General features: G+C 57.7%; 18 protein-coding genes and 1 riboswitch. Of the genes, 10 read left to right on the top strand and 8 right to left on the bottom strand.

Features of this window, described 5'->3' with window-relative positions:
- Positions 1-6: 6 nt before the first annotated feature.
- The gene (gene gcvP / locus L8V01_RS02440; protein WP_269945562.1) at positions 7-2,844 is read right to left on the bottom strand and encodes an aminomethyl-transferring glycine dehydrogenase; all 2,838 of its coding nucleotides are present in this window, start codon (positions 2,842-2,844) and stop codon (positions 7-9) included.
- Positions 2,845-3,136: 292 nt separating this feature from the next.
- Entirely contained in the window at positions 3,137-5,194 is a 2,058-nt protein-coding gene (gene sucB / locus L8V01_RS02435) for a 2-oxoglutarate dehydrogenase, E2 component, dihydrolipoamide succinyltransferase (protein WP_269945561.1), read from the bottom strand.
- A gap of 125 nt (positions 5,195-5,319) precedes the next feature.
- Between sucB and L8V01_RS02430 the strand changes: the two genes are divergently transcribed.
- Entirely contained in the window at positions 5,320-5,730 is a 411-nt protein-coding gene (locus L8V01_RS02430; RefSeq protein ID WP_269945560.1) for an oxidoreductase, read from the top strand.
- On the opposite strand, the gene thiC is transcribed toward L8V01_RS02430, so the two are convergent.
- From thiC to L8V01_RS02415, 3 genes are all read right to left on the bottom strand, one after another.
- Positions 5,722-7,503: a phosphomethylpyrimidine synthase ThiC gene (thiC, locus tag L8V01_RS02425; protein WP_269945559.1), complete on the bottom strand. Its 1,782-nt coding sequence runs from the start codon at positions 7,501-7,503 to the stop codon at positions 5,722-5,724. The two genes, L8V01_RS02430 and thiC, sit on opposite strands and share 9 nt — an antisense overlap.
- Positions 7,502-7,612: riboswitch (TPP riboswitch) on the bottom strand. It overlaps the preceding gene by 2 nt.
- Positions 7,613-7,940: 328 nt before the next feature.
- Positions 7,941-8,477 (bottom strand): isochorismatase family protein, encoded by a 537-nt coding sequence (locus tag L8V01_RS02420; RefSeq protein ID WP_269945558.1) that lies wholly within the window; start codon positions 8,475-8,477, stop codon positions 7,941-7,943.
- 38 nt (positions 8,478-8,515) lie between these two features.
- The gene (locus L8V01_RS02415) at positions 8,516-10,003 is read right to left on the bottom strand and encodes a leucyl aminopeptidase (protein WP_269945557.1); all 1,488 of its coding nucleotides are present in this window, start codon (positions 10,001-10,003) and stop codon (positions 8,516-8,518) included.
- 102 nt (positions 10,004-10,105) lie between these two features.
- Between L8V01_RS02415 and L8V01_RS02410 the strand changes: the two genes are divergently transcribed.
- Complete coding sequence (locus L8V01_RS02410; RefSeq protein WP_269945556.1) at positions 10,106-11,200, top strand: branched-chain amino acid aminotransferase; 1,095 nt, start codon at positions 10,106-10,108, stop codon at positions 11,198-11,200.
- Between the two features lie 8 nt (positions 11,201-11,208).
- On the opposite strand, the gene L8V01_RS02405 is transcribed toward L8V01_RS02410, so the two are convergent.
- Both L8V01_RS02405 and L8V01_RS02400 read right to left on the bottom strand, forming a co-directional pair.
- Positions 11,209-12,003 (bottom strand): nicotinate-nucleotide--dimethylbenzimidazole phosphoribosyltransferase, encoded by a 795-nt coding sequence (locus L8V01_RS02405; protein WP_269945555.1) that lies wholly within the window; start codon positions 12,001-12,003, stop codon positions 11,209-11,211.
- Positions 12,004-12,014: 11 nt separating this feature from the next.
- Positions 12,015-12,695, bottom strand: a complete 681-nt coding sequence (locus L8V01_RS02400; RefSeq protein ID WP_269945554.1) for a DUF3043 domain-containing protein — start codon at positions 12,693-12,695, stop codon at positions 12,015-12,017.
- 141 nt (positions 12,696-12,836) lie between these two features.
- Between L8V01_RS02400 and L8V01_RS02395 the strand changes: the two genes are divergently transcribed.
- Positions 12,837-13,181, top strand: coding sequence for a HesB/IscA family protein (locus L8V01_RS02395; protein ID WP_005324455.1), 345 nt, complete (start codon positions 12,837-12,839; stop codon positions 13,179-13,181).
- A gap of 76 nt (positions 13,182-13,257) precedes the next feature.
- On the opposite strand, the gene asnB is transcribed toward L8V01_RS02395, so the two are convergent.
- Positions 13,258-15,180 (bottom strand): asparagine synthase (glutamine-hydrolyzing), encoded by a 1,923-nt coding sequence (asnB, locus tag L8V01_RS02390; protein ID WP_269945553.1) that lies wholly within the window; start codon positions 15,178-15,180, stop codon positions 13,258-13,260.
- A 389-nt stretch (positions 15,181-15,569) separates the two neighbouring features.
- Between asnB and ctaC the strand changes: the two genes are divergently transcribed.
- The 7 genes from ctaC (at position 15,570) to L8V01_RS02355 (ending at position 23,637) form a co-directional block, all read left to right on the top strand.
- Positions 15,570-16,643, top strand: coding sequence for an aa3-type cytochrome oxidase subunit II (ctaC, locus tag L8V01_RS02385; RefSeq protein WP_269945552.1), 1,074 nt, complete (start codon positions 15,570-15,572; stop codon positions 16,641-16,643).
- Between the two features lie 19 nt (positions 16,644-16,662).
- Positions 16,663-17,094, top strand: coding sequence for an aa3-type cytochrome oxidase subunit IV (gene ctaF / locus L8V01_RS02380; RefSeq protein ID WP_198491716.1), 432 nt, complete (start codon positions 16,663-16,665; stop codon positions 17,092-17,094).
- A 547-nt stretch (positions 17,095-17,641) separates the two neighbouring features.
- Entirely contained in the window at positions 17,642-18,253 is a 612-nt protein-coding gene (ctaE, locus tag L8V01_RS02375) for an aa3-type cytochrome oxidase subunit III (RefSeq protein ID WP_394371638.1), read from the top strand.
- A 54-nt stretch (positions 18,254-18,307) separates the two neighbouring features.
- A complete protein-coding gene (gene qcrC, locus L8V01_RS02370) occupies positions 18,308-19,195 on the top strand; it encodes a cytochrome bc1 complex diheme cytochrome c subunit (RefSeq protein ID WP_005324465.1) in 888 nt (295 codons plus the stop codon).
- Positions 19,192-20,412, top strand: coding sequence for a cytochrome bc1 complex Rieske iron-sulfur subunit (qcrA, locus tag L8V01_RS02365; RefSeq protein WP_269945551.1), 1,221 nt, complete (start codon positions 19,192-19,194; stop codon positions 20,410-20,412). Before qcrC ends, qcrA begins: the two co-directional genes overlap by 4 nt.
- Positions 20,412-22,034, top strand: coding sequence for a cytochrome bc1 complex cytochrome b subunit (gene qcrB / locus L8V01_RS02360; RefSeq protein WP_269945550.1), 1,623 nt, complete (start codon positions 20,412-20,414; stop codon positions 22,032-22,034). The genes qcrA and qcrB overlap by 1 nt, the downstream gene beginning before the upstream one ends.
- 973 nt (positions 22,035-23,007) lie before the next feature.
- Positions 23,008-23,637, top strand: a complete 630-nt coding sequence (locus L8V01_RS02355; RefSeq protein ID WP_269945549.1) for a C40 family peptidase — start codon at positions 23,008-23,010, stop codon at positions 23,635-23,637.
- Positions 23,638-23,726 lie beyond the last annotated feature (89 nt).

Raw genomic sequence — 23,726 nt, 5'->3', positions numbered from 1 at the left:
TACTCCTTAGGATTCTTCGATATCGAATGCTTCTGGCGGCGGGCAGCTACAGACTAAGTTGCGATCGCCGTAGGCCTCGTCGATGCGGCGCACCGGCGGGAAGTACTTATAGTTGTGGCGCAGGGATTTCACCGGCCAAGCGGCCTTTTCACGGCTGAAGGAAAAGTCCCACGTATCGGCACCGACGGACTCCGCGGTAAATGGAGCATGGTGGATAACGGAGCCCTCATAGGAGACCTCGCCATCGATGATCTCTTGGATCTCGGCGCGGATGGTGCGCATAGCCTCGATGAAGCGATCTAGCTCGCCTAGGTCTTCGGATTCGGTGGGCTCCACCATGAGGGTGCCGGCCACAGGGAAGGCCAGGGTCGGGGCGTGGAAGCCAAAGTCTACGAGGCGCTTGGCTACGTCCGCGGCGGTGACCCCGGAGGCGTCGGTAAGCGCGCGCAGATCCAGGATGCATTCGTGCGCGACCAAGCCAGCGTTGCCGGTGTAGAGCACAGGGAAAGAATCCTGCAGGGACTTAGCTAGGTAGTTCGCACCCAAAATGGCATGGGCGGAGGCTTGAGCCAGGCCCTGTGTCCCGGTCATGGCCAAGTAAGCCCAGGAAATAGGCAGCACGCCGGCCGAACCGTATTCGGTATTGGTAATCGGCACGCCCTGACCTACCGGGGTAGCGGTGGTGGCATCCAGCCGCGGATCCGCGGCGTTGGTGGGCAGGAAGGGGATGAGGTGCTCGGCCACTGCGACTGGGCCAACGCCTGGGCCGCCACCGCCGTGTGGAATGGTAAAGGTCTTGTGCAGGTTAAGGTGGGAGACATCGCCGCCGAACTGGCCCGGGCGGGCCCAGCCGGTCAGCGCGTTCATATTCGCGCCGTCGATATAGACCTGGCCTCCTACCGCGTGGACCTTATCGCACACATCGCGGACCTCCGGGTCAAAGACGCCGTGGGTGGACGGGTAGGTCACCATAATGCCGGCGATGTGGTTGCCGTGCTTGGCAATCTTCTCATCCAAATCCGCTAGGTCGATAGAGCCATCCTCGGCGGTCTTCACCACGACAACGCGCAGATTAGCCAGCGTAGCCGAGGCCGCATTTGTACCGTGTGCGGAGGCCGGAATGAGCACCACATCGCGCTCGTTATCACCATTGGCTACGTGGTAGCGGCGGATGGCCAACAGGCCGGCCAGCTCGCCCTGGGAACCGGCATTGGGCTGGATGGAGACCTTAGCGTAGCCGGTAACCTCGGCCAGCCAGCCTTCAATCTCTTCAACCAATGCGCGCCAGCCGGCGGTAGTCTCCTCTGGTGCGTAGGGGTGGATGCCTGCAAACTCCGGCCAGGAAATGGGCTCCATGGCTGCGGTGGGATTAAGCTTCATCGTGCAAGAGCCCAGCGGGATCATGGTGCGGTCGAGCGCTAAGTCCTTATCGGCCAGCTTGCGCAGGTAGCGCAGCATCTGGGTCTCAGAGTGGATGCGGTTGAAGATCTCGTGCTGAAGCGGCTCCTCGCTGCGCAGCAGGTTCTCCGGCAGGGCGAAATCAGCCTCAGCCGCTTCGGCGCCGAAGGCCTGGGCAAGCTTGGTGACGTCCCCCTTGGTCGCCGATTCGCCAAAGGATACCGATACCTTGTCTTCGCCGATGGTGCGCACGAGGTAGCCCTCCTTCTGGAGGTCGGCCTTGATGGTGGCGGCGTCGACGCCGGAGACGGTAACGGTGTCGAAGAAGTCCTCGGACACTAGTTGCTTTCCGGCATCCTTGACGGACTGCGCAAAGGAGGAAGCGAGCGCGTGAACGCGCTGGGCAATGGCCTTGAGGCCTTGCGGGCCGTGGTAGACAGCGTACATGGAGGCGACGTTGGCCAGTAGTGCTTGCGCGGTACAGATATTGGAGGTGGCGCGTTCGCGGCGAATGTGCTGCTCGCGGGTCTGCAGTGCCAGGCGGTAAGCGGGGCGACCATCCGCGTCCTTGGACACGCCTACGATGCGGCCCGGCATCTTGCGCTTGAGCTTGTCCGTGACCGCCATGTAGGCAGCGTGCGGTCCGCCGAAGAAGAGCGGGACTCCGAAGCGCTGGGAGGAACCGAGCACGATATCGGCGCCCAGCGAGCCAGGTGCCTCCAGCAGGAGCAGCGAAAGCGGGTCGGTGGCCACGGTAGCCAGTGCGCCACGGGTGTGTAGCTCCTCGATGATGGTGGAGGGATCAAAGATATCGCCCTCGGTACCGGTATAGGCAATGACCGCACCAATAAGATCCTCGCCAACGAGGCCTTCGCGCAGGTCGACGATTTCCACCTCGAGGTCAATGGCGCGGGCGCGCTCCGCCGCAACGGTAAGCACCTGCGGGTGCAGGCGAGAATCCAGCACCACGCGGCGGCCCTTTTTTACCGCGCGGGACATAAGCCCCACGGCTTCGGCGGTGGCCGAGGCCTCGTCCAGCAAGGACGCGTTGGCGATGGGCAGTCCAGTCAGGGATTCAACCATGGTCTGGAAATTCAACAGCGCTTCTAGACGCCCCTGGGAAATCTCTGGCTGATACGGGGTATAGGCGGTATACCATCCCGCGTCCTCCAGCAGCCCGCGGCGGATGACAGCCGGAGTAAGGGTGTCAGAAAAGCCTTGCCCATAAAAGGACTTCAGAACCGTGTTCTGGTTGGCGTACTCCCGCAATTTAGCCTGTGCTTCATCCTCCGAAAGGGCTACTGGCAGCTGAGGGGGTTCAGCGGCGCGGATCTGGGGAGGAAGCGCGGCATCGACCAGCGCGTCCACGCTGTTGTAGCCTACCGTCGCAAGCATGGTGGCCTGCTCCGCAGAATCCGGCCCTAGGTGGCGGGAGATGAATTCCATGTCAGTGAGACTCCTTAGTGGGGGACAATGGCTGTAACCGCCCCAATTATATGTTTAACAATGGGTGAACCGATGCCCCTTTAGAGACTTTTATGCGCCGTATCACTGCTTAACATTGCGCCTACTGCGCTCACCACGGGGTTAGAGTGAGGGTCCGTGCAAGGCCCCCAATAAAACGGGATGAATGGTTCGGGCGATGATGCATTTATCACCCCCACTTGGCACCCCAGACATGGCAAAAGCCTCCGAGCCCCGCGGTGGGGCTCGGAGGCTTTAAGCGGCGATAGAACCTTTAGACTTCGAGGTCTGCCTGGAAGTCAGCGGTCTGCAGGCGGTCCTTGATGGTGGTGATGAAGCGACCTGCGTCCGCACCGTCAACCACCTGGTGGTCGTAGGTGAATGGCAGGTAGCACATCTGGCGGATAGCGATGGCGTCCTGGCCGTTCTCGTTGACAACGACTGGGCGCTTCTCAATAGCCGCGGTGCCCAGGATGCCGGCCTGTGGCGGAACCAAGATCGGGGTATCGAGCATGGCGCCCTCGGAGCCGATGTTGGTCACGGTGAAAGTAGCACCGGTGAGATCGTTCGGCTTCAGCTTGTTATTGCGGGCCTTATCAGCAAGCTCTGCAATCTGCTGAGCAATCTGCGGCAGGGTCATGTCCTGTGCCTTGTGGATGACCGGGGTGAGCAGGCCCTTCGGAGTGTCAACGGCGATAGCGATGTTGACATCCGAGTGGTAGGTCATCTCCTTGGTCTCTGGGTTATAGGAAGCATTCACGTTCGGGTGGGAGACCAAAGCCTCAGCGGTAGCCTTCACGATGAATGGCAGGAAGGACAGGTTGGCACCGTGCTTGTCGATGAAAGCCTGCTTATTCTTCTTGCGCATATCCCAGATGGCGGTCATGTCGACTTCCTGCACGTGGGTAAGCTGTGCGGAAATCTGCAGCGCCTCTACCATCTTGGCGGCGGTGATTTCGCGGATGCGGTTGACCTTCTGAGTGGTGCCGATGAGCTCCTGCTTGGCCGGATCCACGGACTTGGTGGACCAACGAGCACGCGGGGAGTTATCGGACTGTGCGCCAGACTTGGCAGGTGCCTCGCCCTCGCCAGCAGCCGCGAGCACGTCCTGCTTGCGGATGCGGCCGCCTACGCCGGTGCCCTCAACGTTATTGAGGTCCACGCCGTGCTTATCTGCCAGCTTGCGTACCAGCGGGGTGACATAAGGAACGTTATCGCCATTATTGACCTTGGCGGAGGTGTTCAAGGAGGAATCCTGCTTGGTTTCCTTCTTTTCCTCGGCCTTTGGCTCAGGCTTCTTCTCTTCCTTTTCTTCGGTCTTTGGTTCTTCCTTCTTTTCTTCCTTGTCTTCGTTTTCGGACTTGGAGTTGGAGGAGGATGCGGTGGCGTTTTCGTCGCCGATGCGGGCGATGACTTCGCCGACCTCGATGGTGTCGTCCTCGTCTGCGAGGATTTCTACCAGGGTGCCTGCTACCGGGGAAGGAATTTCGGTGTCGACCTTGTCGGTGGAGACCTCGAGGAGTGGCTCGTCTACTTCGACGGTATCGCCGACGGACTTCAGCCACTGGGTGATGGTGCCTTCGGTGACGGACTCGCCGAGTTCAGGCATTTCTACATCGGCTGCCTCGCCGGAACCACCGTTGGAAGAGTCATCCTTCTTCTCTTCCTTTTCTTCGGTCTTTGGTTCTTCCTTCTTTTCTTCCTTGTCTTCGTTTTCGGACTTGGAGTTGGAGGAGGATGCGGTGGCGTTTTCGTCGCCGATGCGGGCGATGACTTCGCCGACCTCGATGGTGTCGTCCTCGTCGGCGAGGATTTCTACCAGGGTGCCTGCTACCGGGGAAGGAATTTCGGTGTCGACCTTGTCGGTGGAGACCTCGAGGAGTGGCTCGTCTACTTCGACGGTATCGCCGACGGACTTGAGCCACTGGGTGATGGTGCCTTCGGTGACGGACTCGCCGAGTTCAGGCATTTCTACATCGGCTGCCTCGCCGGAACCACCGTTAGAAGAGTCACCCTTCGGCTCTTCCTTTGTGTCTGCTTCTTCCTCTTCGCCCTTTTCAGCGGAGGAGTCGTTGGATGCGGAGCCAGCCTCGTCCTCGTCACCGATGATGGCGATGACTTCGCCGACCTCGATGGTGTCATCCTCATCAGCCTTAATTTCAATAATGGTGCCAGCTACGGGGGAGGGGATTTCGGTGTCGACCTTGTCGGTGGAGACCTCGAGCAAAGGCTCGTCTACCTCGACGGTATCGCCGACGGACTTGAGCCACTGCGTGATGGTGCCTTCGGTTACGGATTCGCCCAGCTCGGGCATCTCAACGGAGTTCGCCATGAGTTATAAGACTCCTCGAAAGTTGGAAGTGTTCTATCGCTACCCGACAATCTTACAGCGTGATGCTCACCCTCGTGCAGATGTGGGGTTAGTAACTACCCTCCTTCCGGGTAAGCTAGGCAATTATGTTCAACCCGTTCCGTCGCAATAAGTCCAGATCGTCGCTGCGACCACCCCGCGGACCGGGGGAGACCGTCCGCCCGGAAGACGCGCAGGATCTGCAACAGTGGGCCGCCGGAAAGGCTTTTGTAGAAGCCTTTGTGGAGCCGGAAACGGTAGTCAATGAGATGTCCGTTGTTGTTGTGGATGAAAACGGCGAGTTCATTCGCCGTCGTATCGGCGGGCCAAAGGGCATCGATGCGGTGGCCAAACTTTTGAGCTGCGATATTTATGACGTGGAAGAAACCGGCTATCCGCAGCGCATGCGCGAGCGCATGGAAAGGCAGCGCATCTTGCGCAAAAGGGAAGAGCAAAGGCAACGCCGCGCCCGATTTGAGCGCGGCGAAAATCCCGATACAGGGCGAGAGCTAAGCTAGGTCAGCATCCTCGCGTAAATAAATTTGAGACCCGTTGCGGCGGAATTCGGCGGATTTTTCCTGCATACCTTTCTCTGGTGCTGAGCCGTGGACTGCCGCGCGGACCTGCTCGCCCAGCGTCGGCATGCCCAGCTCGGCCATTTGCCCGCCGAACATCTCGCGGATGTCTTGGCTAATGCGCATGGAGCAGAACTTCGGCCCACACATGGAACAAAAGTGTGCGGTCTTTGCTGGCTCAGCAGGCAACGTTTCATCGTGATAAGCCTGTGCGGTCTCCGGATCGAGGGAGAGCGCAAATTGGTCATTCCAGCGAAATTCAAAGCGGGCCTTGCTCATGGCATCGTCCCAAGCACGGGCGCCTGGATGTCCCTTGGCAACGTCCGCTGAGTGCGCCGCAATCTTATAAGTAATGACACCAGTTTTTACATCATCGCGGTTGGGCAGTCCCAAGTGCTCCTTCGGCGTGACATAGCACAACATGGCCGTACCACCCATTGCGATATGGGCGGCACCGATGGCGGAAGTGATGTGATCATAGCCAGGGGCGATATCGGTAACTAGCGGGCCGAGGGTATAGAAGGGGGCATCTGAGGCCCAATCCTGCTCGAGCTCGTTGTTTTCTTGAATCATGTTGAGCGGCACGTGTCCGGGGCCTTCCACCATGACTTGGACGTCATACTCCCAGGCGCGGCGGGTAAGCTCGCCGATGGTCTTGAGCTCGGCAAATTGGGCGGCGTCGTTGGCATCGGCAAGGCTGCCGGGGCGCAGGCCGTCGCCAAGCGAAAATGCAACATCGTACTGAGCGAAGATCTCGCACAGCTCATCAAAGTGTTCGTAGAGGAAAGATTCCTTGTGGTGAGCAAGGCACCATCCTGCCATGATGGAACCGCCGCGGCTGACGATGCCGGTCACGCGATTGCTTGCCAGCGGTACATAGGCCAAGAGCACACCGGCGTGAATGGTCATATAGTCCACGCCCTGTTCGCACTGCTCGATGACGGTATCGCGGAAGATTTCCCAGGTCAGATCCTCTGCCACACCATTGACCTTTTCCAAAGCTTGGTAGATGGGCACGGTGCCAATGGGAACCGGGGAATTGCGCAGGATCCACTCGCGGGTGGTGTGGATATCGTCACCGGTGGAAAGGTCCATTACGGTGTCTGCGCCCCACTGGGTGGCCCAGCGCAGTTTGGACACTTCTTCCTCGATCGAGGAGGTGACCGCAGAATTGCCAATATTGGCGTTGATTTTGGTGAGGAATTTACGCCCAATGATCATGGGCTCAGACTCGGGGTGGTTGACGTTATTAGGGATAATGGCGCGGCCGCGAGCGACCTCAGCGCGAACGAATTCCGGATCGCAGTGCTCACGCATTGCTACGAATTCCATTTCGCGGGTGATGATCCCTTGGCGGGCGTAGTGCATTTGGGTTACGCGGCGCCCAGGCTGAGCCTTAAGCGGCGGGCGCTTAGAGCCCTTCCACTCTTGGGAAGACGCCCCGCGGCGCTGAGCGGCACGTCCATCGTCCGCCAGCTCGCGGCCGCGGCCGGTGTATTCTTCGATATCTCCGCGCTCGCTAATCCACTCGCTGCGTAGGGCCGGTAGTCCCTCTTCTGGTGCGCATTCTGGCCCACGCGTGCGATAGGCGCGGAAGGGTTCATTGGGGCCTTGTGGGGAATCATCCAGTTGGATTTCGGTCTCTGGGACCTCTAAGCCGTTGTGGTGAATGGGGGAATAGGAGTGTTTAGGGTGGTTTTCTGGGGCAGCCGTCATGGCAAGCGCTCCTCTCTTCCTTCGTAGGTATTAACCAAACAGGTTCGAACGGTCTATGCGCAGCTTTAGCGCACTCTCAGCCCGTGCTCGGGCACCCGTGGGGACGCAAATCACCCTATAACAAACGTCTAGCGCAGCGCAGGGCTTTTGCAATATCAGCCGGCAGGCATTCGGCCGAGGGGGAGGCGGCAGGAGCGTTGGCGGCAGATTTCAACAGGAAACTTTCAGGTACTTGACACCGGTGTCCAATATCGATGGCCCATACTTAAGTCATGCGTTTGAGAGAGCGCATGCGAGAGAGATAGAGAGAACCCCTCACGTTTCCAGAGGGCGGCTTTGGCCGATACATGGAAACACCTTGTAGAGAGACGCCAACGGCCCTCGGACCATATTCGGTTCGAGGGCCGCTGGCGTTGTCGGCATTCCTACGGCAGGGGCTAGCAGACGGTGACTCCCGCCGCGGCGAGTTCTTCCAAGGCGGCCTCGCCGCGGGATTCGTCTACCGGTGAGCAATAGTCACGCAGAACGCGGACGGTGAACCCTTCCTGCAAGGCGTCGGCAGCCGTGGCGCGAACGCAGTGATCCGTGGCGATGCCCACGATATCCACGGACTCGACGCCTTGCTCGCGCAGCCAGTCCGCGAGCAAGGTGCCGTTTGCGGCCCCTTCAAAACCGGAATAGGCAGCGGTGTATTCGCCCTTGCGGAAGTAGGCATGAGCGGGACCGATGGACTCATGCATGGCTGCCCCGTGGGACTCTGCTACACAGTGAACGGGCCAGGAATCGACAAAATCCGGGTCCTTAGAAAAATGCGAACCCGGATCGATGTGCCAATCCTGTGTGGCTACCACGGTCTCGTAGCGCCGTTGTAGGGTGGCGATTTTCTCAGCGACTTCATTGCCCCGCTCGGTGCCCAAGGCGCCACCGGGGCAGAAGTCATTTTGCACGTCAACGATGATTAAAGCAGGCTTCATGCCTTTAGGATTCTAAACCCATAAAGCCTGCTGCGGGGTTACTTTAATTCAGCAATCTCGCGCAATGCGGCAACTACCGTACGGGTGGGCACGCCGGTGCCCATCTTTGGGGTGTAGCCATAAGCGCCAGTGGTGTTAAAGGAAGGCCCTGCTACATCGATATGGGCCCACTCAATACCTTCGCCCACAAAGTGCTGCAGGTACGTGCCGGCATATTCCATGCCGCCCTCGCGCTTGGCGTTGATATTGCGGATATCGGCGCTGGCGGACTTCACGGATTCTTCGTGCTCCTCCAGCAGCGGCATGGCCCATGCCTTTTCTCCCACCTCGCGGCCGATTTCGGCCATGCGGTCGCGGAATTCTTCCGAACCCATGACGCCCGCGGTGCGCTCTCCCAGGGCGACCATCTGGGCGCCGGTCAAGGTAGCGGTCTCAATAAGGAAGTCGGGGTTGTCCTCGCTGGCGCGCGCAATGGCGTCGGCAAGCACTAGGCGTCCCTCGGCATCAGTGTTGAGCACCTCCGAGGTGATGCCGCCGTAATGAGTGATGACGTCCCCCGGGCGGGTGGCATTGCTGCCAGGCATGTTTTCAGCCAACGGCAAGGTAGCGGTGATGGCGACCTTGAGGTTCAGCTTTGCCGCGGCGATGATAGCGGCGGCCATAGCGGCAGAACCGCCCATATCCGAAATCATGTCCCACATCTTGGCCCCCGGCTTCAGGGAAATACCGCCGGTATCAAAGGTAATGCCCTTGCCCACCAAAGCGACGTGGCGCTTGGCCTTCTTCGGCTTCCAGCTCAAGCGGACCAGGCGCGGCGGGCGTGCGGATCCGCGACCGACAGCCATAATTCCGCCGAACCCCTGCTTTTCCAGCGCCTTTTCATCCAAAACCTCTACCTCAAGGCCGGCCTCTGCCGCTTGGGCAGACAGGAATGCGGCATAGGTTTCCGGGTAGAGCAGGTTGGAGGGAGTATTGACTAGGTCGCGGGCGATGAGGACGGACTCGGCGGTAATCTTCGCATTGTCGAACTCTTCTTGGGCGGACTTTCCGGCTACCACGGTGTACGTGGTAGCCGCCGCGGCCGACTCGGAGCGCAGGCCGGAATACTTATAACCGCCGAGGATCAAACCTTCCACCACTGGAGCCACGCCGAAATCGCCCAAAGAGGTGGCTACCGCATCAACCTTGGTGATGGAGCGGGCCGCCTGGCCGGCGGCGCGGCGCAGTGTCTCATCGTTTACTTCCTCGGCATCGCCCAATCCAACGGCAATAATGGAGGCCACGCCTGCCTTTGCCGGAGCTGGAACGCGCGTGACTTCGCCCGTCTTACCGGTAGCCCCTACGGCAACAAGCGCTTCGTAGGTAGAGCGCAATGCGGCTCCCTCCAGCAGGGTGGTGCCAGGCAGCTCCAAGCCATCATCGCCCTCGAACGCTGCGATAAGCAGTGCTTCTGCCTTCTTAGGTACCTTCTTTCCCAACTTCACCTTGGGGAAGTGACCGCGTGCGGTCAGATCGGATTTTGCCATAGTGTCCTCCTTTATAGAAAGGCTTTTTATCTTCCCTCCACTGTACCGTGCGGGCGTGAACATATTCCTGCCTCGCTATAGATAAAAGAGTAGATTGTGGGCATGCTTGATTACACGATTACTCGTACCGATAACCCCACGTCCGCGGAAAAGTTGAGCGAGATCCTTGCCAACCCCGGCTTTGGCAAGCACTTTACGGACCATATGGTCACCATTGACTGGACCGAAGGCAAGGGATGGCACGATGCCCAGGTGCGCCCCTATGGACCGATGACCATGGATCCGGCCAGCAATGTATTCCACTATGGGCAGGCCATTTTTGAAGGCATCAAGGCCTATCGCCAGCCCGATGATTCCATCGCCACCTTCCGCCCCGATCACAACGCCCAGCGCTTTATCAACTCTGCTCAGCGCTTGGCCATGCCGGAGCTTCCCCAAGAAGAATTTATCGAATCTCTGCGCCAACTTGTGGAGGTGGATAAGGCTTGGGTACCGGAAGCCGGTGGGGAAGAGGCCCTGTACCTGCGCCCCTTTATGATTTCCACCGAGGTCTCCTTGGGCGTCCACCCAGCCAATTCTTACCGCTACGTGCTTATTGCTTCGCCGGCAGGCTCCTATTTCAGTGGTGGCATCAAGCCGGTTTCGGTCTGGCTGTCTACCGACTACGTCCGTGCCGCTCCCGGTGGTACCGGCGCGGCCAAGTTTGCTGGTAACTATGCCGGCTCGCTGTTGGCTCAGGCCCAAGCGGATGAAAAGGGCTGCGACCAAGTGGTTTGGCTGGATGCCATTGAACGCCGCTACATCGAAGAGATGGGAGGCATGAACCTTATGTTTGTCTACGGCAGCGGCGAGAGCGCGGAAATCGTTACCCCGGAGCTGTCCGGCTCACTGCTGCCTGGCATCACGCGCGAATCCCTGCTGCAAGTAGCTCGCGATCTGGGGTACAAGGTCACTGAACGCCGCATTACCACGGAAGAATGGCAGCGTGATGCCGAATCTGGGGCGATGTCGGAGGCCTTCGCCTGCGGTACCGCCGCGGTCATTACCCCGGTCGGGCGCGTGCTGGGAGATTCGGCCGATTTCCAGGTCAATGGCAATAAAGCCGGTGACATCACAATGGCGTTGCGCGAGCGCCTTACCGGAATCCAGCGCGGCGCTGTGGAAGATACCCACGGCTGGCTGCACACCTTGGCGTAACTGGGGTTTTAGGCGTCTGCAGCGATCTCTACGCCTGTTAGTAGCATTGGCAGCGCCGCTAGGGCTCCCAGCGCAGGTTGCGGCTCCATTCCCAGCTCATGCAGGGGGTGGAGCCCCAGCTTTTCCAACGCCAGTTCGTGCGCTGGGGTGGGCGCGAGGGTGGTGGCGTAGAGCCATTCCTTAACGCCAGGATTGTCACGTTCTGCTAGGAGTGCGGCGGTGGCTGTAACCGGGGTATCGATAAGCATTGGCGTGCGCCGCTGCGCCGCGCGGGTGATAAACCCTACCAAGGCGGCAAGGACGCAGGAGTGACAGGATTCCACCAGCTCCATTCCCTCCAAATTGCGGGCGCGGAACATGGAATCCCGGATAGCGGAAACCTCGCGTTTCCAGTCTTCTACGCTGCTTTGCTTGCCGACGATCGCTACCGGCTCCGTTAGCGTCATAGTCCCCATCACCACCGCCGCCACGCGGGCGTGTTCCGCACCGGCGGGAATGAGTAGGTCAGCCCCGGCATCAATTTCCGCATCCGCCGTGGCCTTCCCGAGGCGATATGCCTGGGGATAATCCGTCACGGTGACTACTTCCAGCCCTACCTCGGCGCGTCGCGCCGCCGTTTCGGTGGCCGGCAGTGGGGCCGCTTGTTCACCAAAAACCACCGCGCGTATGCGCTGCGGCGTACGGGCAGGTGCCTCGCCTTGGCATGCTGCTAGCCACTGGGCGGCATCGGTCAGGCGCCCAAAGGCTGCGAGTTGTGCGTCGTATGTGGCGCGCGCCTGGTTATTGGGCTGCGGAATAGCCATGAATAGTCTCCCTAAACGTCGGCGCCGAGCTCCACGCGTGGGCGCGGGATGCGCCACTTGCGGGGCTGGCTGGCGCGAGAATAAGCATAAAAGCCCAGGCTAAAGCCTGCCTCGGTGGTGCCAGGGAACTTAGCGCGCACGGCTTTATTGCAGCGGCGGGCTAAAAGAATGCCCTCAATGGCAAAAATAATGATGATAACCATGGCCACCGCGTTGATTAAGGTTGCGATGCTCGGTACTGCGTAGGTCAAAAACATGACCACGATCAGCACCAGAGCCATCGGCATCACCCAGTTGCTCAGGCTGCGGCGGGCATCCACCCAATCGCGCACATAAGCGCGCTCGGCACCCTGATCTCTAGCGGGAAGGAAGCGAGGGTCACCGTCCGCCATGCGGGCCTGCTGCTCGCGGTTGGCTTGGTGGCGCTCCTGGCGCTCCTTCTTCTTAAATTCCTTCCACTCTTCCTTGCTCATGGACTTTTTCATGTCCTTGCGGTGCTGGTAGCGCTGCGCCTCGGACATTCCATGGGGATCGCGCTTTACGCCGCGCGCAATCTCTTGTTCTGATCGCTTCGGTGTCGGACGACCCTTGGGCGGGGTATAGCCCTTGCGCTGGGGCTTTTCCTGAACTTCCTCCTGCATGGGGGCTGGCTCAGGGGAGGTCTTGTCATCTTTTTGCCACGGAAATTTCACGCCCCTCACACTACAAGGTTTAGGCACGAATAGGGGAATAGGCCCAGCCTCAGTGGCGTTATGGCTAAGGGCTACCTTTTCCCACCTGAATTAACCGGGTAGGGTAGTGGCAACGAAACCAAGACTTATTGAGGAGAAGTGATGACCGCTCCAGCTTCCGCAACCGGCGTCATTCTGACCGAAGCAGCAGCCGCAAAGGCAAAGGCCCTGCTCGACCAAGAAGGCCGCGACGATCTCTCCCTGCGCATTGCCGTGCAACCTGGCGGCTGCGCTGGCCTGCGCTACCAGCTTTACTTTGATGACCGCACCTTGGACGGTGACAAGGTTGACCAGGTAGGCGGCGTAAACCTCGTGGTGGACAAGATGTCCGTTCCTTACCTGACTGGTGCCAAGATCGATTTCGCTGACACCATCGAGTCCCAGGGCTTTACCATCGATAACCCGAACGCCACCGGCTCCTGCGCCTGCGGCGACTCCTTCAACTAAATATAGGTAAATAAAAGAGGGTGGGTGCCACTGGCACCCACCCTCTTTTTCTCTGCGTGAAAAGCTACCTAAGCCTCTAAAGCTTGACCGGATAATCGCGCTGCTCGATCTTCGGGTCGATGCGCTTTTCGACGAAGATGCCGTGCCAAATCATAAAGGACAGCACTGTCCACAGGCGGCGGGAATGATCGGATACGCCGTCACGGTGCTCCTTGAGCATCTCGAGGATTTCCTTCTTATTGAAGATGTCCTCGGTCTGGGACTCGTTAATGGTGTCTTGAGCCCAGCCGTAGAGCTCATCGCCGGCCAGCCAGTGGCGCATCGGTACTGGGAAGCCCAGCTTCTTGCGGTGCAATACGTGCGCCGGGACGATCTGCTCCATGGCTTTGCGCAGGGCGTACTTGGTGGTGCCGTGCGAGATCTTCAGGTCATAAGGGATGGACTCGGCAACCTTAAAGACCTCCTTGTCTAGGAACGGCACGCGCAGCTCCAGCGAGTTAGCCATATTAATCTTATCGGCCTTGACCAGGATGTCGCCGCGCATCCAGGTAAATAGGTCTAGGTGCTGCATGCGCGCAACGGGGTCAAAGTCCTCGGACTGGGCGTAGATGGGGGCGGTCACCTCGCGGTGATCCCATTCGCGCTTCGCCCACGGGATAACGCGCTGCATCTGCTCAAAGTTGAAGGAACGTGCGTTTCCGTAGTAGCGCTCTTCCATCGTCATGGAGCCACGATTGAGAAGGGACTTGCCCTTCATTCCCTCGGGCAGAACTTGGGAAAGTTTGCCCAGACCACGGCGCAGTGGGGAAGGGATCTTTTCAAATGGGGCAAGAGACAGCGGCTCCTTATAGATGGTGTAACCACCAAAGAGCTCGTCAGCGCCTTCGCCGGAAAGTACTACCTTGACGTGCTTGCGGGCTTCCTGTGCCACGAAGAAGAGGGGAACTAGCGATGGGTCAGCCACCGGATTGTCCAGGTACCACATGATCTTCGGAATGGACTCGGCATACTCCTCGGGGGAGACGATTTTGACGATATGCTCCACGCCAATGGCCTCGGCGGATTCAGCCGCGACATCGACTTCGGAATACCCCTCGCGCTCAAAGCCGGTGGTGAACGTCAAAAGGTCTGGGTTGTGGCGCTTTGCCAGGGTGGCAATGGCGGTGGAGTCAATACCGCCAGATAGGAAGGAGCCTACGGTGACGTCGGCGCGCATATGCTTGGCGACGGAATCCTCTAGCGCCTCCGCGATGCGGTTAAAGAGCTGTTGCTCTTCTCCCTGCTTGACCTGCTGGACGGGGAAACGAGGCTTGAAGTAACGCTCGGCGACGGCATCTTCGCCTGGGCGGAGAGTTACCGTGCAGCCGGACTCCACACGGCGAATATGTGCGTGCAGCGACTCTGGCTCTGGAACGTACTGCAGGTCTACGTAGTGTTCAATGGCTCGACGGTCAAGGTTGAGTTCTAGACCGATTTCATCGGCCATCTCCAAAATGCACTTCAGTTCTGAAGCAAAGACCGTCCCCGCCTCCGTGGTGGCGTAATAAAGCGGTTTAATGCCGAATTGGTCGCGGGCGGCGAACATGGTTTTGGTGTGGGTGTCCCAGATGACGATGCCGAACATGCCGCGCAAGTGATTGACCACGTCTTTGCCCCAGTGGTGGTAGCCCACCACAATGGGTTCACCATCACCCTCAGTGTGGAAGGTGTAGCCCAAGTCCTTGAGCTCCTCACGCAGTTCTACATAGTTGTAGATTTCACCATTAAAGGTCAGGGCATAGCGATCGGGCTGATCTTCAGGGCCCCAGCGCAGGGGCTGATGAGAGTGTTCAAGGTCGATGATGGATAGGCGATTAAAACCAAAGGCCGCATCACCGTCGTGCCACGTGCCGGCCGCATCGGGGCCGCGGTGGCGCATGCAGGGCAGGGAACGTTCCAGCGCGTCGACGTACTTATCTACGTCACCGGTGGCGGCGAGCATGCCAAGAAGTCCGCACATGTAAAGATTGCTCCTTATATATAAGCGTCTATTGCTAGTCACCCACTTTACGGCCAGTGGGGCCGAAACCAGAACACGCCACGGCTTAAGGAAACCTGCCTGAGGGCTTGGAAATAGCTTCCCCGATAGGGTGCGAACTTTCGGATGATGGTTCCATAAAGCGCTTGTGAATTGGCGCACATGGCGAAAGTTCCTACTGGGGGTGCGGTTGGAACATTGTGCAGGTGGGGCGGTAACCTACAAAGACGTGGATATGAATTGAGTGCACTAGGTGCCCTTTTAAGGCTTTAAACAGGCTGGGAATCTGGCGATTATCCTCTATTCTGATTGGGTAAGAGTGCTCTGTGAGTATTCGAGAAGTTTTGTGTGGACAGAAAGGCAGAACACACGTGGGACAGCGTAATAAGCGCACCTTTGCCCGCAAGGCGGGCGTAGCTGGCGCACTTGCCCTGGGTGGACTCGCTCTGGCAGGTTGTGACGTACAGGCGCCAACTGCTGTAGAGAACCTCCTGGGATTCGGTTGGCCGAAGGGTATTACCCCTGAGGCAGAAGCCATGTACAACTTCTGGATTTGGGTCTGGGTTGCCGCATGGATCGTTGGTTTTATTATGTGGGGCCTGTTCCTCACCGCTATCTTCCGCTGGAGTGCGAAGAAGGCGAAGAAGGATGGCAAGGGTGAATTCCCTCGCCAGATTCAGTACAACGTTCCGCTTGAGATGGTCTTGACCATCGTCCCGATCCTCATCATTATGGGTCTGTTCTTCTTTACCGTTCAGACTCAGCAGAAGGTCACCGCTTTGGACAAGGATCCAAAGGTCGTTGTCGACGTCACCGCATTCCAGTGGAACTGGAAGTTCGGCTACGCCGAAAACCATGTCAATGGTGAGAACTACGACGGTGCTGATAAGGCTCGCCAGGCAGAAGCGGAAAAGACCGCTCATGACCCAGAGGGCGTAGATAACCCGAACCCGATTCACGGCAAGTCCGCGGGCGACCTTTCTTACCTGAACTACAACAAGATCGAAACCGTCGGCACCACCGAAGAGGTTCCGGTTCTGGTTCTTCCTTCCGATACTCCAATTGAGTTCCGTCTCGCTTCCGGCGACGTATCCCACGCTTTCTGGGTACCCGAGTTCCTATTCAAGCGCGATGTTTACGCACACCCAGAGGCAAACGCTCAGGAGCGCAGCTTCCAGGTAGAAAAGATTGAGAAGCAGGGCGCATTCGTTGGCCGCTGTGCTGAGATGTGCGGTACTTACCACTCGATGATGAACTTCGAAATCCGCGTTGTCTCTCCAGAGGACTTCAACAAGTACCTGAAGTTCCGTGAGGATAACCCGGATGCCACCAATGCCGAGGCGCTGAAGGAAATCGGTCAAGACCCTTACGCGGTTACCACCCACCCGTTCTCCGGCGAGCGTGATACCGCAAATGGTGACAACTTCGTCAATACCGCGGCCTAAGAGATAAGGACACAACACAATGCGTGCAACATCGAAAGTCTTTTACTCAATCGCGACGTACCTTCTTGTCTCGCTGATTGTCTACATCTTCGGCGTCACCTTTGTTAAGGATGACGGTTACCTTTACGGCGCCGAGTGGGTTGGCATCGTAGGCATGTTCCTTGCCTTCCTTCTGTGCATGATGCTGGGTGCCTACCTCCATTTCACTGATGACCGCAGTGATGTTCTTCCAGAAGATTGGGAAGAAGCAGAAACCGAAGATTCCGCCGGCATCTTGGGCTTCTTCTCTCCAAGCTCCATTTGGCCGCTGGCCATGGCCGGTGCAATCGGCATCCTTGGCTTGGGTGTCATCTTCCTCTACTTCTGGCTAATTGCCCTTGGCGCTGTTTGCCTGATCGCAGCCTGCACCGGTTTGTCTTTGCAGTACGGCCTGCCGAAGGAAAAGCACTAATTCCTTTAGTAGACGGACTTCCCGCCTAAAACTTCTCGGCCCTCCTAGTCGCTACGGCTAGGAGGGCTTTGGCGATCCGGGGTCGTCTATAGCAGTCAAAAAGTTCCCGAAAAGGGAGAAATTTTTTAAGAGCGGGGGAATGTTGACTTGCTGTGCGCGCGGCTTGGGGAAGTGGTGCTTGGCCATTCGGGCACGTAAACGGCAATTTTTGCGGGGGTCGTCCGAAAGTTGTAAACCAGCGATTTTGGGGTGGAATCTTGGTGTGATTTATCTCTCCAGAATTCCCCTGCGGACATGGTGCTTGTGTCCGTTCTTAGTTGCGGAAATTGCTAATGCGAGCTGGCTAAAATTATGAACCAGAAGGCGTTGGGCGGTGTTACCTGCACCGATGGGGCGTCGGAAAGCAAGCTAAAAAGTTCCCAACCGGAAAAAACTTATTTGGCGGACAGGATAGCTGGATGGATGCTGTCCGAATGGTGAAAAGAGATTAGAAGCTACGGGGGGAATTGAGGTGACTTCGGCGCTTAGAACAGCCATAATAGCCACTGTGACGAGCGTAGTTTCTAACCAAGGTATGACAGCACCACGTGCTGCCTCACTGAACCGACCCAATATGGTCAGTGTGGGCACCATCGTGTTCCTGTCTCAGGAATTGATGTTCTTTGCCGGACTGTTCGCGATGTGGTTCACCTCGCGAGCAAACGGTCAGGAAGGCGACTGGGCGGAGCACACCGCCCATATCAATCTGCCCATGGGTTTCCTCATTACGGCGGTACTGATTACTTCTTCCGTGACCTCCCAGTTCGGCGTGTTTGCCGCAGAAAGGGGTGACGTTTACAAGCTTCGACTCTGGTACTCCGTAACGCTGGTATTGGGTGTTGTGTTCCTAGGCATCATGGCGTTCGAGTGGACTGAGTTGATTCACGCAGGTGTGACTGTCCAGGCCAGCGTCTTTGGTTCGGTGTTCTACATCATCACCGGCTTCCACGCTGCACACGTGACAGCGGGTCTGATTTCTTTCGCAATCATCCTCGCGCGCGTTGCTAAGTCCAAGTTCACGCCGGCGCAGGCGACTGCAGCGATGGCAGTGTCTTATTACTGGCACTTCGTCGACGTTGTATGGATCGGCGTCTTCACCGTTATTTACTTGGTCCAGTAGTACTGGCCAATATTCCCCAAACAGTCCTCCCGTGTTCGAGTTATCTAAAGGAAAATGATGGATAACAATTCGCAGTCCGTTGCAGTGGAGCAGACCACTGCGGCGGCTAAGAAGACCCGCCGTCGCCGCAAGGCGAAGCGCACCCTAGCCGGTGGCTTCGCTTTGGCGATTGGCCTGTCCGGTGCGGGCGTCTTGGCTTCTGCCTTGACCCCAGACGCTCAGGTCGCCACGGCGGAAAAAGATGACCAAGCCCTCGTACAAGAGGGTAAGGACATTTATGACACCGCTTGTATCACCTGCCACGGTGCCAATCTGCAGGGCATCGAAGGCCGGGGTCCGTCCCTCGTAGGCATTGGTGCCGGTTCCGTGTACTTCCAGGTGCACTCCGGCCGTATGCCTATGATGTCGAATGACGCTCAGGCAGAGCGTAAGGCACCTCGCTATACCGAGCAGCAGACCTTAGCATTGGCTGCTTATGTCGCAGCCAATGGTGGCGGCGCCGACATTGTTTACAACGATGACGGAAGCGTTGCCCAGGAATCGCTGCGCGGTGCCAACTACAACGGCGAAATCCAGGCTGAAGATGTTGCGAAGGGCTCTGAGCTCTTCCGCATGAACTGCGCATCTTGCCACAACTTCACCGGCCAGGGCGGCGCGCTGTCTTCCGGTAAGTTCGCTCCAGAGCTGGCTCCGGCAAGCGAGCAGGAAATCTACCAGGCGATGCTGACCGGTCCGCAGAATATGCCTAAGTTCTCCGACCGTCAGCTGACTGCAGATGAGAAGAAGGACATCATTGCCTACCTCAAGTCTGCAAAGGAAACTCCGTCTCCTGCCGGTTGGGACCTTGGCGGTCTCGGCCCAGTAGCGGAAGGCCTGGCAATGTGGATTATCGGCATTAGCGCCCTGTGCGCCGCCGCTATGTGGATTGGATCGCGCTCATGAGCAATGTGAAGAAGAATTACACTAATGCTGAGCTCGACAAGATGAGCAACGATGAACTCGCTGCTCTGGGTACCGAGCTCGATGATGTCACCGTTGCGTTCCGCAAGGAGCGTTTCCCCGTTGATGGTGACCCTGCTGAAAAGCGTGCTGGCCGTAATGTGGCCATCTGGCTCTTCTTGTCCGTCATTGGCGGTCTAGGCTTCCTTGGCGTTTACCTATTCTGGCCATGGCAGTACAAGCAGCTAGGGGAGGAGGGCCACATTTGGCATACTCTCTACACCCCGTTGCTTGGTATTACCGCCGCACTGGCTATTTGCGGATTGGGCATCGCCATTGTTCAGTACGTTAAGAAGATTCTCCCAGAGGAGATCTCCGTACAGCGCCGCCACGACGGTCCTTCCGAAGAGGTTGACCGCCGTACTCTGACCGCTCTTCTGAATGATTCTTGGAAGACCTCCACTCTGGGTCGCCGTAAGACCGTCCAGGGTCTGCTTGGCGGCGCCGGCGTGCTGTTTGGCCTGACGGTAATTGCTCCACTCGGTGGTGCAATCAAGAACCCATGGAAGGTTCGCCATAGCATGAACTACGCAGGCGATGGCACCCTGTGGACTTCCGGTTGGACCATGCATGATGAGGGCGTCAAGCTTTACTTGGCGCGCGATACCGGTACTATCGCCGAGAAGCATTCGGGTGAATCGGGCGAGCACTACAGCACCAAGGGTGTTACCCGCTTGGTTCGCGTCCGTCCTGAGGATCTTGCGGCCGGCGGTATGGAGACCGTATTCCCGCTGGCGGAAGAAGATGTCAACGATGGCGATCAGTACGATGCTGAGCGCGATGTCTACGAGAACCACATGCACTCGATTCACGGCAACCGCAACGCGGTTATGCTGATTCGCCTGCGTCACAACGACGCACAAAAGGCAATCGAGCGCGAAGGTCAAGAAGACTTCCACCACGGCGATTACTACGCCTACTCCAAGATCTGTACCCACATCGGTTGCCCAACCTCTCTGTATGAGGCACAGACCAACCGAATCCTGTGCCCGTGCCACCAGTCGCAGTTTGACGCTTTGCACTACGGCAAGCCGGTCTTCGGCCCGGCTGCCCGCGCACTGCCACAGCTGCCAATCACGGTGGACGACGAGGGCTACCTCGTAGCACAGGGCAACTTCATTGAGCCTGTCGGCCCGGCATTCTGGGAGCGTAAGTCATAATGAGCAATAAACTCGCCCAAATGGGCAACAACATGGATGAGCGTTATAGCGCCGCCGGCGTGTTGAGGACTCAGCTAAACAAGGTCTTCCCGACTCACTGGTCCTTCATGCTCGGTGAGATGGCGCTTTACAGCTTCATCATTCTTGTACTAACCGGTATTTACCTGGCGCTGTTCTTTGACCCTTCCATCACGAAGGTCATTTACGACGGCACCTACGCACCGCTTAATGGTGTGGAAATGTCCCGCGCCTACGCCACCGCGTTGGATATTTCTTTCGAGGTTCGTGGCGGTCTGTTTGTTCGTCAGATGCACCACTGGGCAGCACTGCTGTTCATGATGTCCATGGTTGCGCACATGCTGCGCATCTTCTTCACCGGTGCTTTCCGACGTCCCCGTGAAGCCAACTGGATTATCGGTTGCGCGCTTATCCTGCTGGGCATGATCGAGGGCTTCCTCGGTTACTCCCTGCCGGACGATCTTCTCTCCGGTGTCGGTCTGCGTATTATGTCCGCCATCATCCTCGGCCTGCCGATTATCGGCACCTGGCTGCACTGGGCAATCTTCAGTGGTGACTTCCCGTCTGACCTGATGCTGGATCGCTTCTACATCCTGCACGTCTTGGTTATTCCGGGCATCATCCTTGGTCTGATTGCAGCTCACCTCATCATGGTTTGGTTCCAGAAGCACACTCAGTTCCCTGGACCTGGTCGCGCAGAGAATAACGTCGTCGGCGTGCGCATTATGCCTGTCTTCGCCACCAAGGCAATCGGCATGGGCATGATGGTTGCTGGCGTGCTGGCGTTGATGTCTGGCCTGCTGACAATCAACGCCATCTGGACTCTTGGGCCGTATAACCCATCTCAGGTCTCTGCTGGTTCCCAGCCAGATATTTACATGCTGTGGACTGATGGTGTTGCCCGTGTCATGCCAGCGTGGGAGCTCTACATCGGCAACTACACCATTCCTTCCGCCTTCTGGGTTGCCCTGCTGTGTGGTCTTATGGTTGTCCTGTTGATGTCCTACCCGTTCCTGGAGAAGAAGTTCACCGGCGACGACGCACACCACAACTTGCTGCAGCGTCCTCGCGATGTACCTACCCGCTCCGCTATTGGTGCGGCTGCCATCGTATTCTTCCTGCTGGTCACCCTGTCAGGTGGTAACGACCACGTGGCCCACTTCTTCCAGATTTCGCTGAACGCGATGACTTGGGTTGGTCGTATCGGCCTAATCGTCCTCCCGCCGATTGCCTACTTCATCACCTACCGTATTTGCGTTGGTTTGCAGCGCTCTGACCGCGAGGTACTGGAGCACGGTATCGAGACGGGCGTTATCAAGCAGATGCCGAATGGCGCCTTTATTGAGGTCCACCAGCCGCTTGGACCGGTTGATGCGGAAGGCCATCCGGTTCCGCTTGAGTACGCAGGTGCTCAGGTTCCGAAGCAGCTCAACCAGCTTGGTCTTGCCGATTCTGAGACCCAAGGTTCTTTCAGCCCCGATGATCCGGCAATCATGCACCGAGTTCACGAAATCCACGCGGATAACCACGATGAGGAGGCGGAGATGTTCCGCCGCCTGAACGAGGCTAACCGTCGTGAGGATGAAGAAAACGGCCGTATTTAAGCCCTTTTCCTGAGGCTTAACTCGAAACACGCTCAGAGACCCGCTCTGGTTCCCTTTAGGGGCACCAGAGCGGGTCTTGCGTTTATTGAAAGCCTTTAGAGCATTTATGCATCGCTCGATCGGTCTCGTATCTGTGGAAATTGAGCTGTATGGCGAAATCCGATAGGGAACTGAGTGCTGGCGGCGCTGGCGTCGATCTAAAAGGGCAGAGGCAACGTAGAACGGCCACTTTCAAGGCTGTGGAAGTCCGGAGTTGGCACCCCATAGCTACTGTGCGGTGGTTTTCTCGGTAGGGCGCTCATTTTGTCTTTGTGGGAAAGGAAAGTGGGTAGTCCATCTTGGTCTTTAGCCTTCTACTTTGCGCTAGTTCGTAACCTATTGATACGGCTGGCTGGATGCCTGCCTCAGCGTTTCGCATCACAGGCAGCCCTACCTCCATCGGGTATTGCAACGTAGCGAACGGTTCAGATTGCCGGTGAAAGAAGTTAATTAGTGGGGGAGTAGAGTCGAACCAGATGGCTAGGTGGTTAAAGTCACAATTTAGTTTTTTCTAAATTGTTAAGCTCCTTTTTTTAGTTGGCGGGTTCATCGGCGTTCATTCTGGTGCGGGGTGACGTTTGGGCTGGTCGCAACTGTAAACGTCCCTCGATGTCTAAACTAATGTTCATTTTGCAAGCCTTTAGTATCGGTTAGGTCAAGGGAAGGTAACGAAGCGATAACAAGGGTTGATCTGGTGTTGCGAATGGACATTACTTGTGATGATTTCGTAACCTATTCGAGACATTGAGTTACCGCCCGAAAAGGTGCTCAATCAGAACAGAAGAATTACAGCGCCGCATCTGGCCCTTCCTACTGAGGGGCCGAGTGGAGGAAATCCTAAAGGAACGGTTTTCCAACGAACGCTAGTCCCCCAGGGTCAGAGCTTCTTCTTTTAGGAGGAGGTAGGCGCGCAGGAAGATTTGGAGTTTTACTCGTGGCACAGCACCGTCGTCAGGGCACTGTTAATACCCGTCGTATTGCATCTACTGCAGCACTCGCTGCAACCGCAGCCGTCGTCGCACCAGGCGTCGCACAGGCAGCTGAGGTTGTCGTACCTAATACCGACTACCGCTTTGAGGTAGCAGGTCTGGAAAATGTTCCGAACATTGACCAGGTTCCAAACATTGACCGCTACGTACCGTCCTTAGGCAAGGTTTCCAACCAGCAGCACACCAACTACGCAGCAGCCGGTCACAAGCCGGCCGCTCCAGCACAGCAGACCGTCGGCCAGAAGGCACTTGCAGCGGCTCGCTCCGTTATCGGCTCCCCGTATGTGTATGGCGCTGCTGGCCCGAACGCCTTCGACTGCTCCGGTCTGACGAGCTGGGCTTACGCTCAGGCCGGCAAGCAGATCCCGCGTACCTCTCAGGCGCAGGCTTCCGCTGGTACCCCAGTACCGCTGGACCAGCTGCAGCCAGGTGACATCGTTGCCTACTACGGTGGCGCTTCCCACGTCGGTATCTACACCGGCCACGGCACCATTATTGATGCCCTTAATTCTGGCACCCCGGTTCAGGAGCGTGACCTGAACTACATGCCGATCCACTCGGCCGTTCGCTTCTAAGAAGCGATGGATATTGCCCTCCCTTTCGCGGGGAGGGCTTTGTCGTGCATTTGGGGGTAAAACCCGCTATAGTAAGTACGATTTTCAAA

It is taken from the genome of Corynebacterium curieae, assembly GCF_027570035.1.
GTDB classification, from domain to species: domain Bacteria; phylum Actinomycetota; class Actinomycetes; order Mycobacteriales; family Mycobacteriaceae; genus Corynebacterium; species Corynebacterium curieae.
The sequence above is the reverse complement of the archived record's forward strand: the minus strand, read 5'-3'. Positions and strand labels throughout refer to the sequence as shown.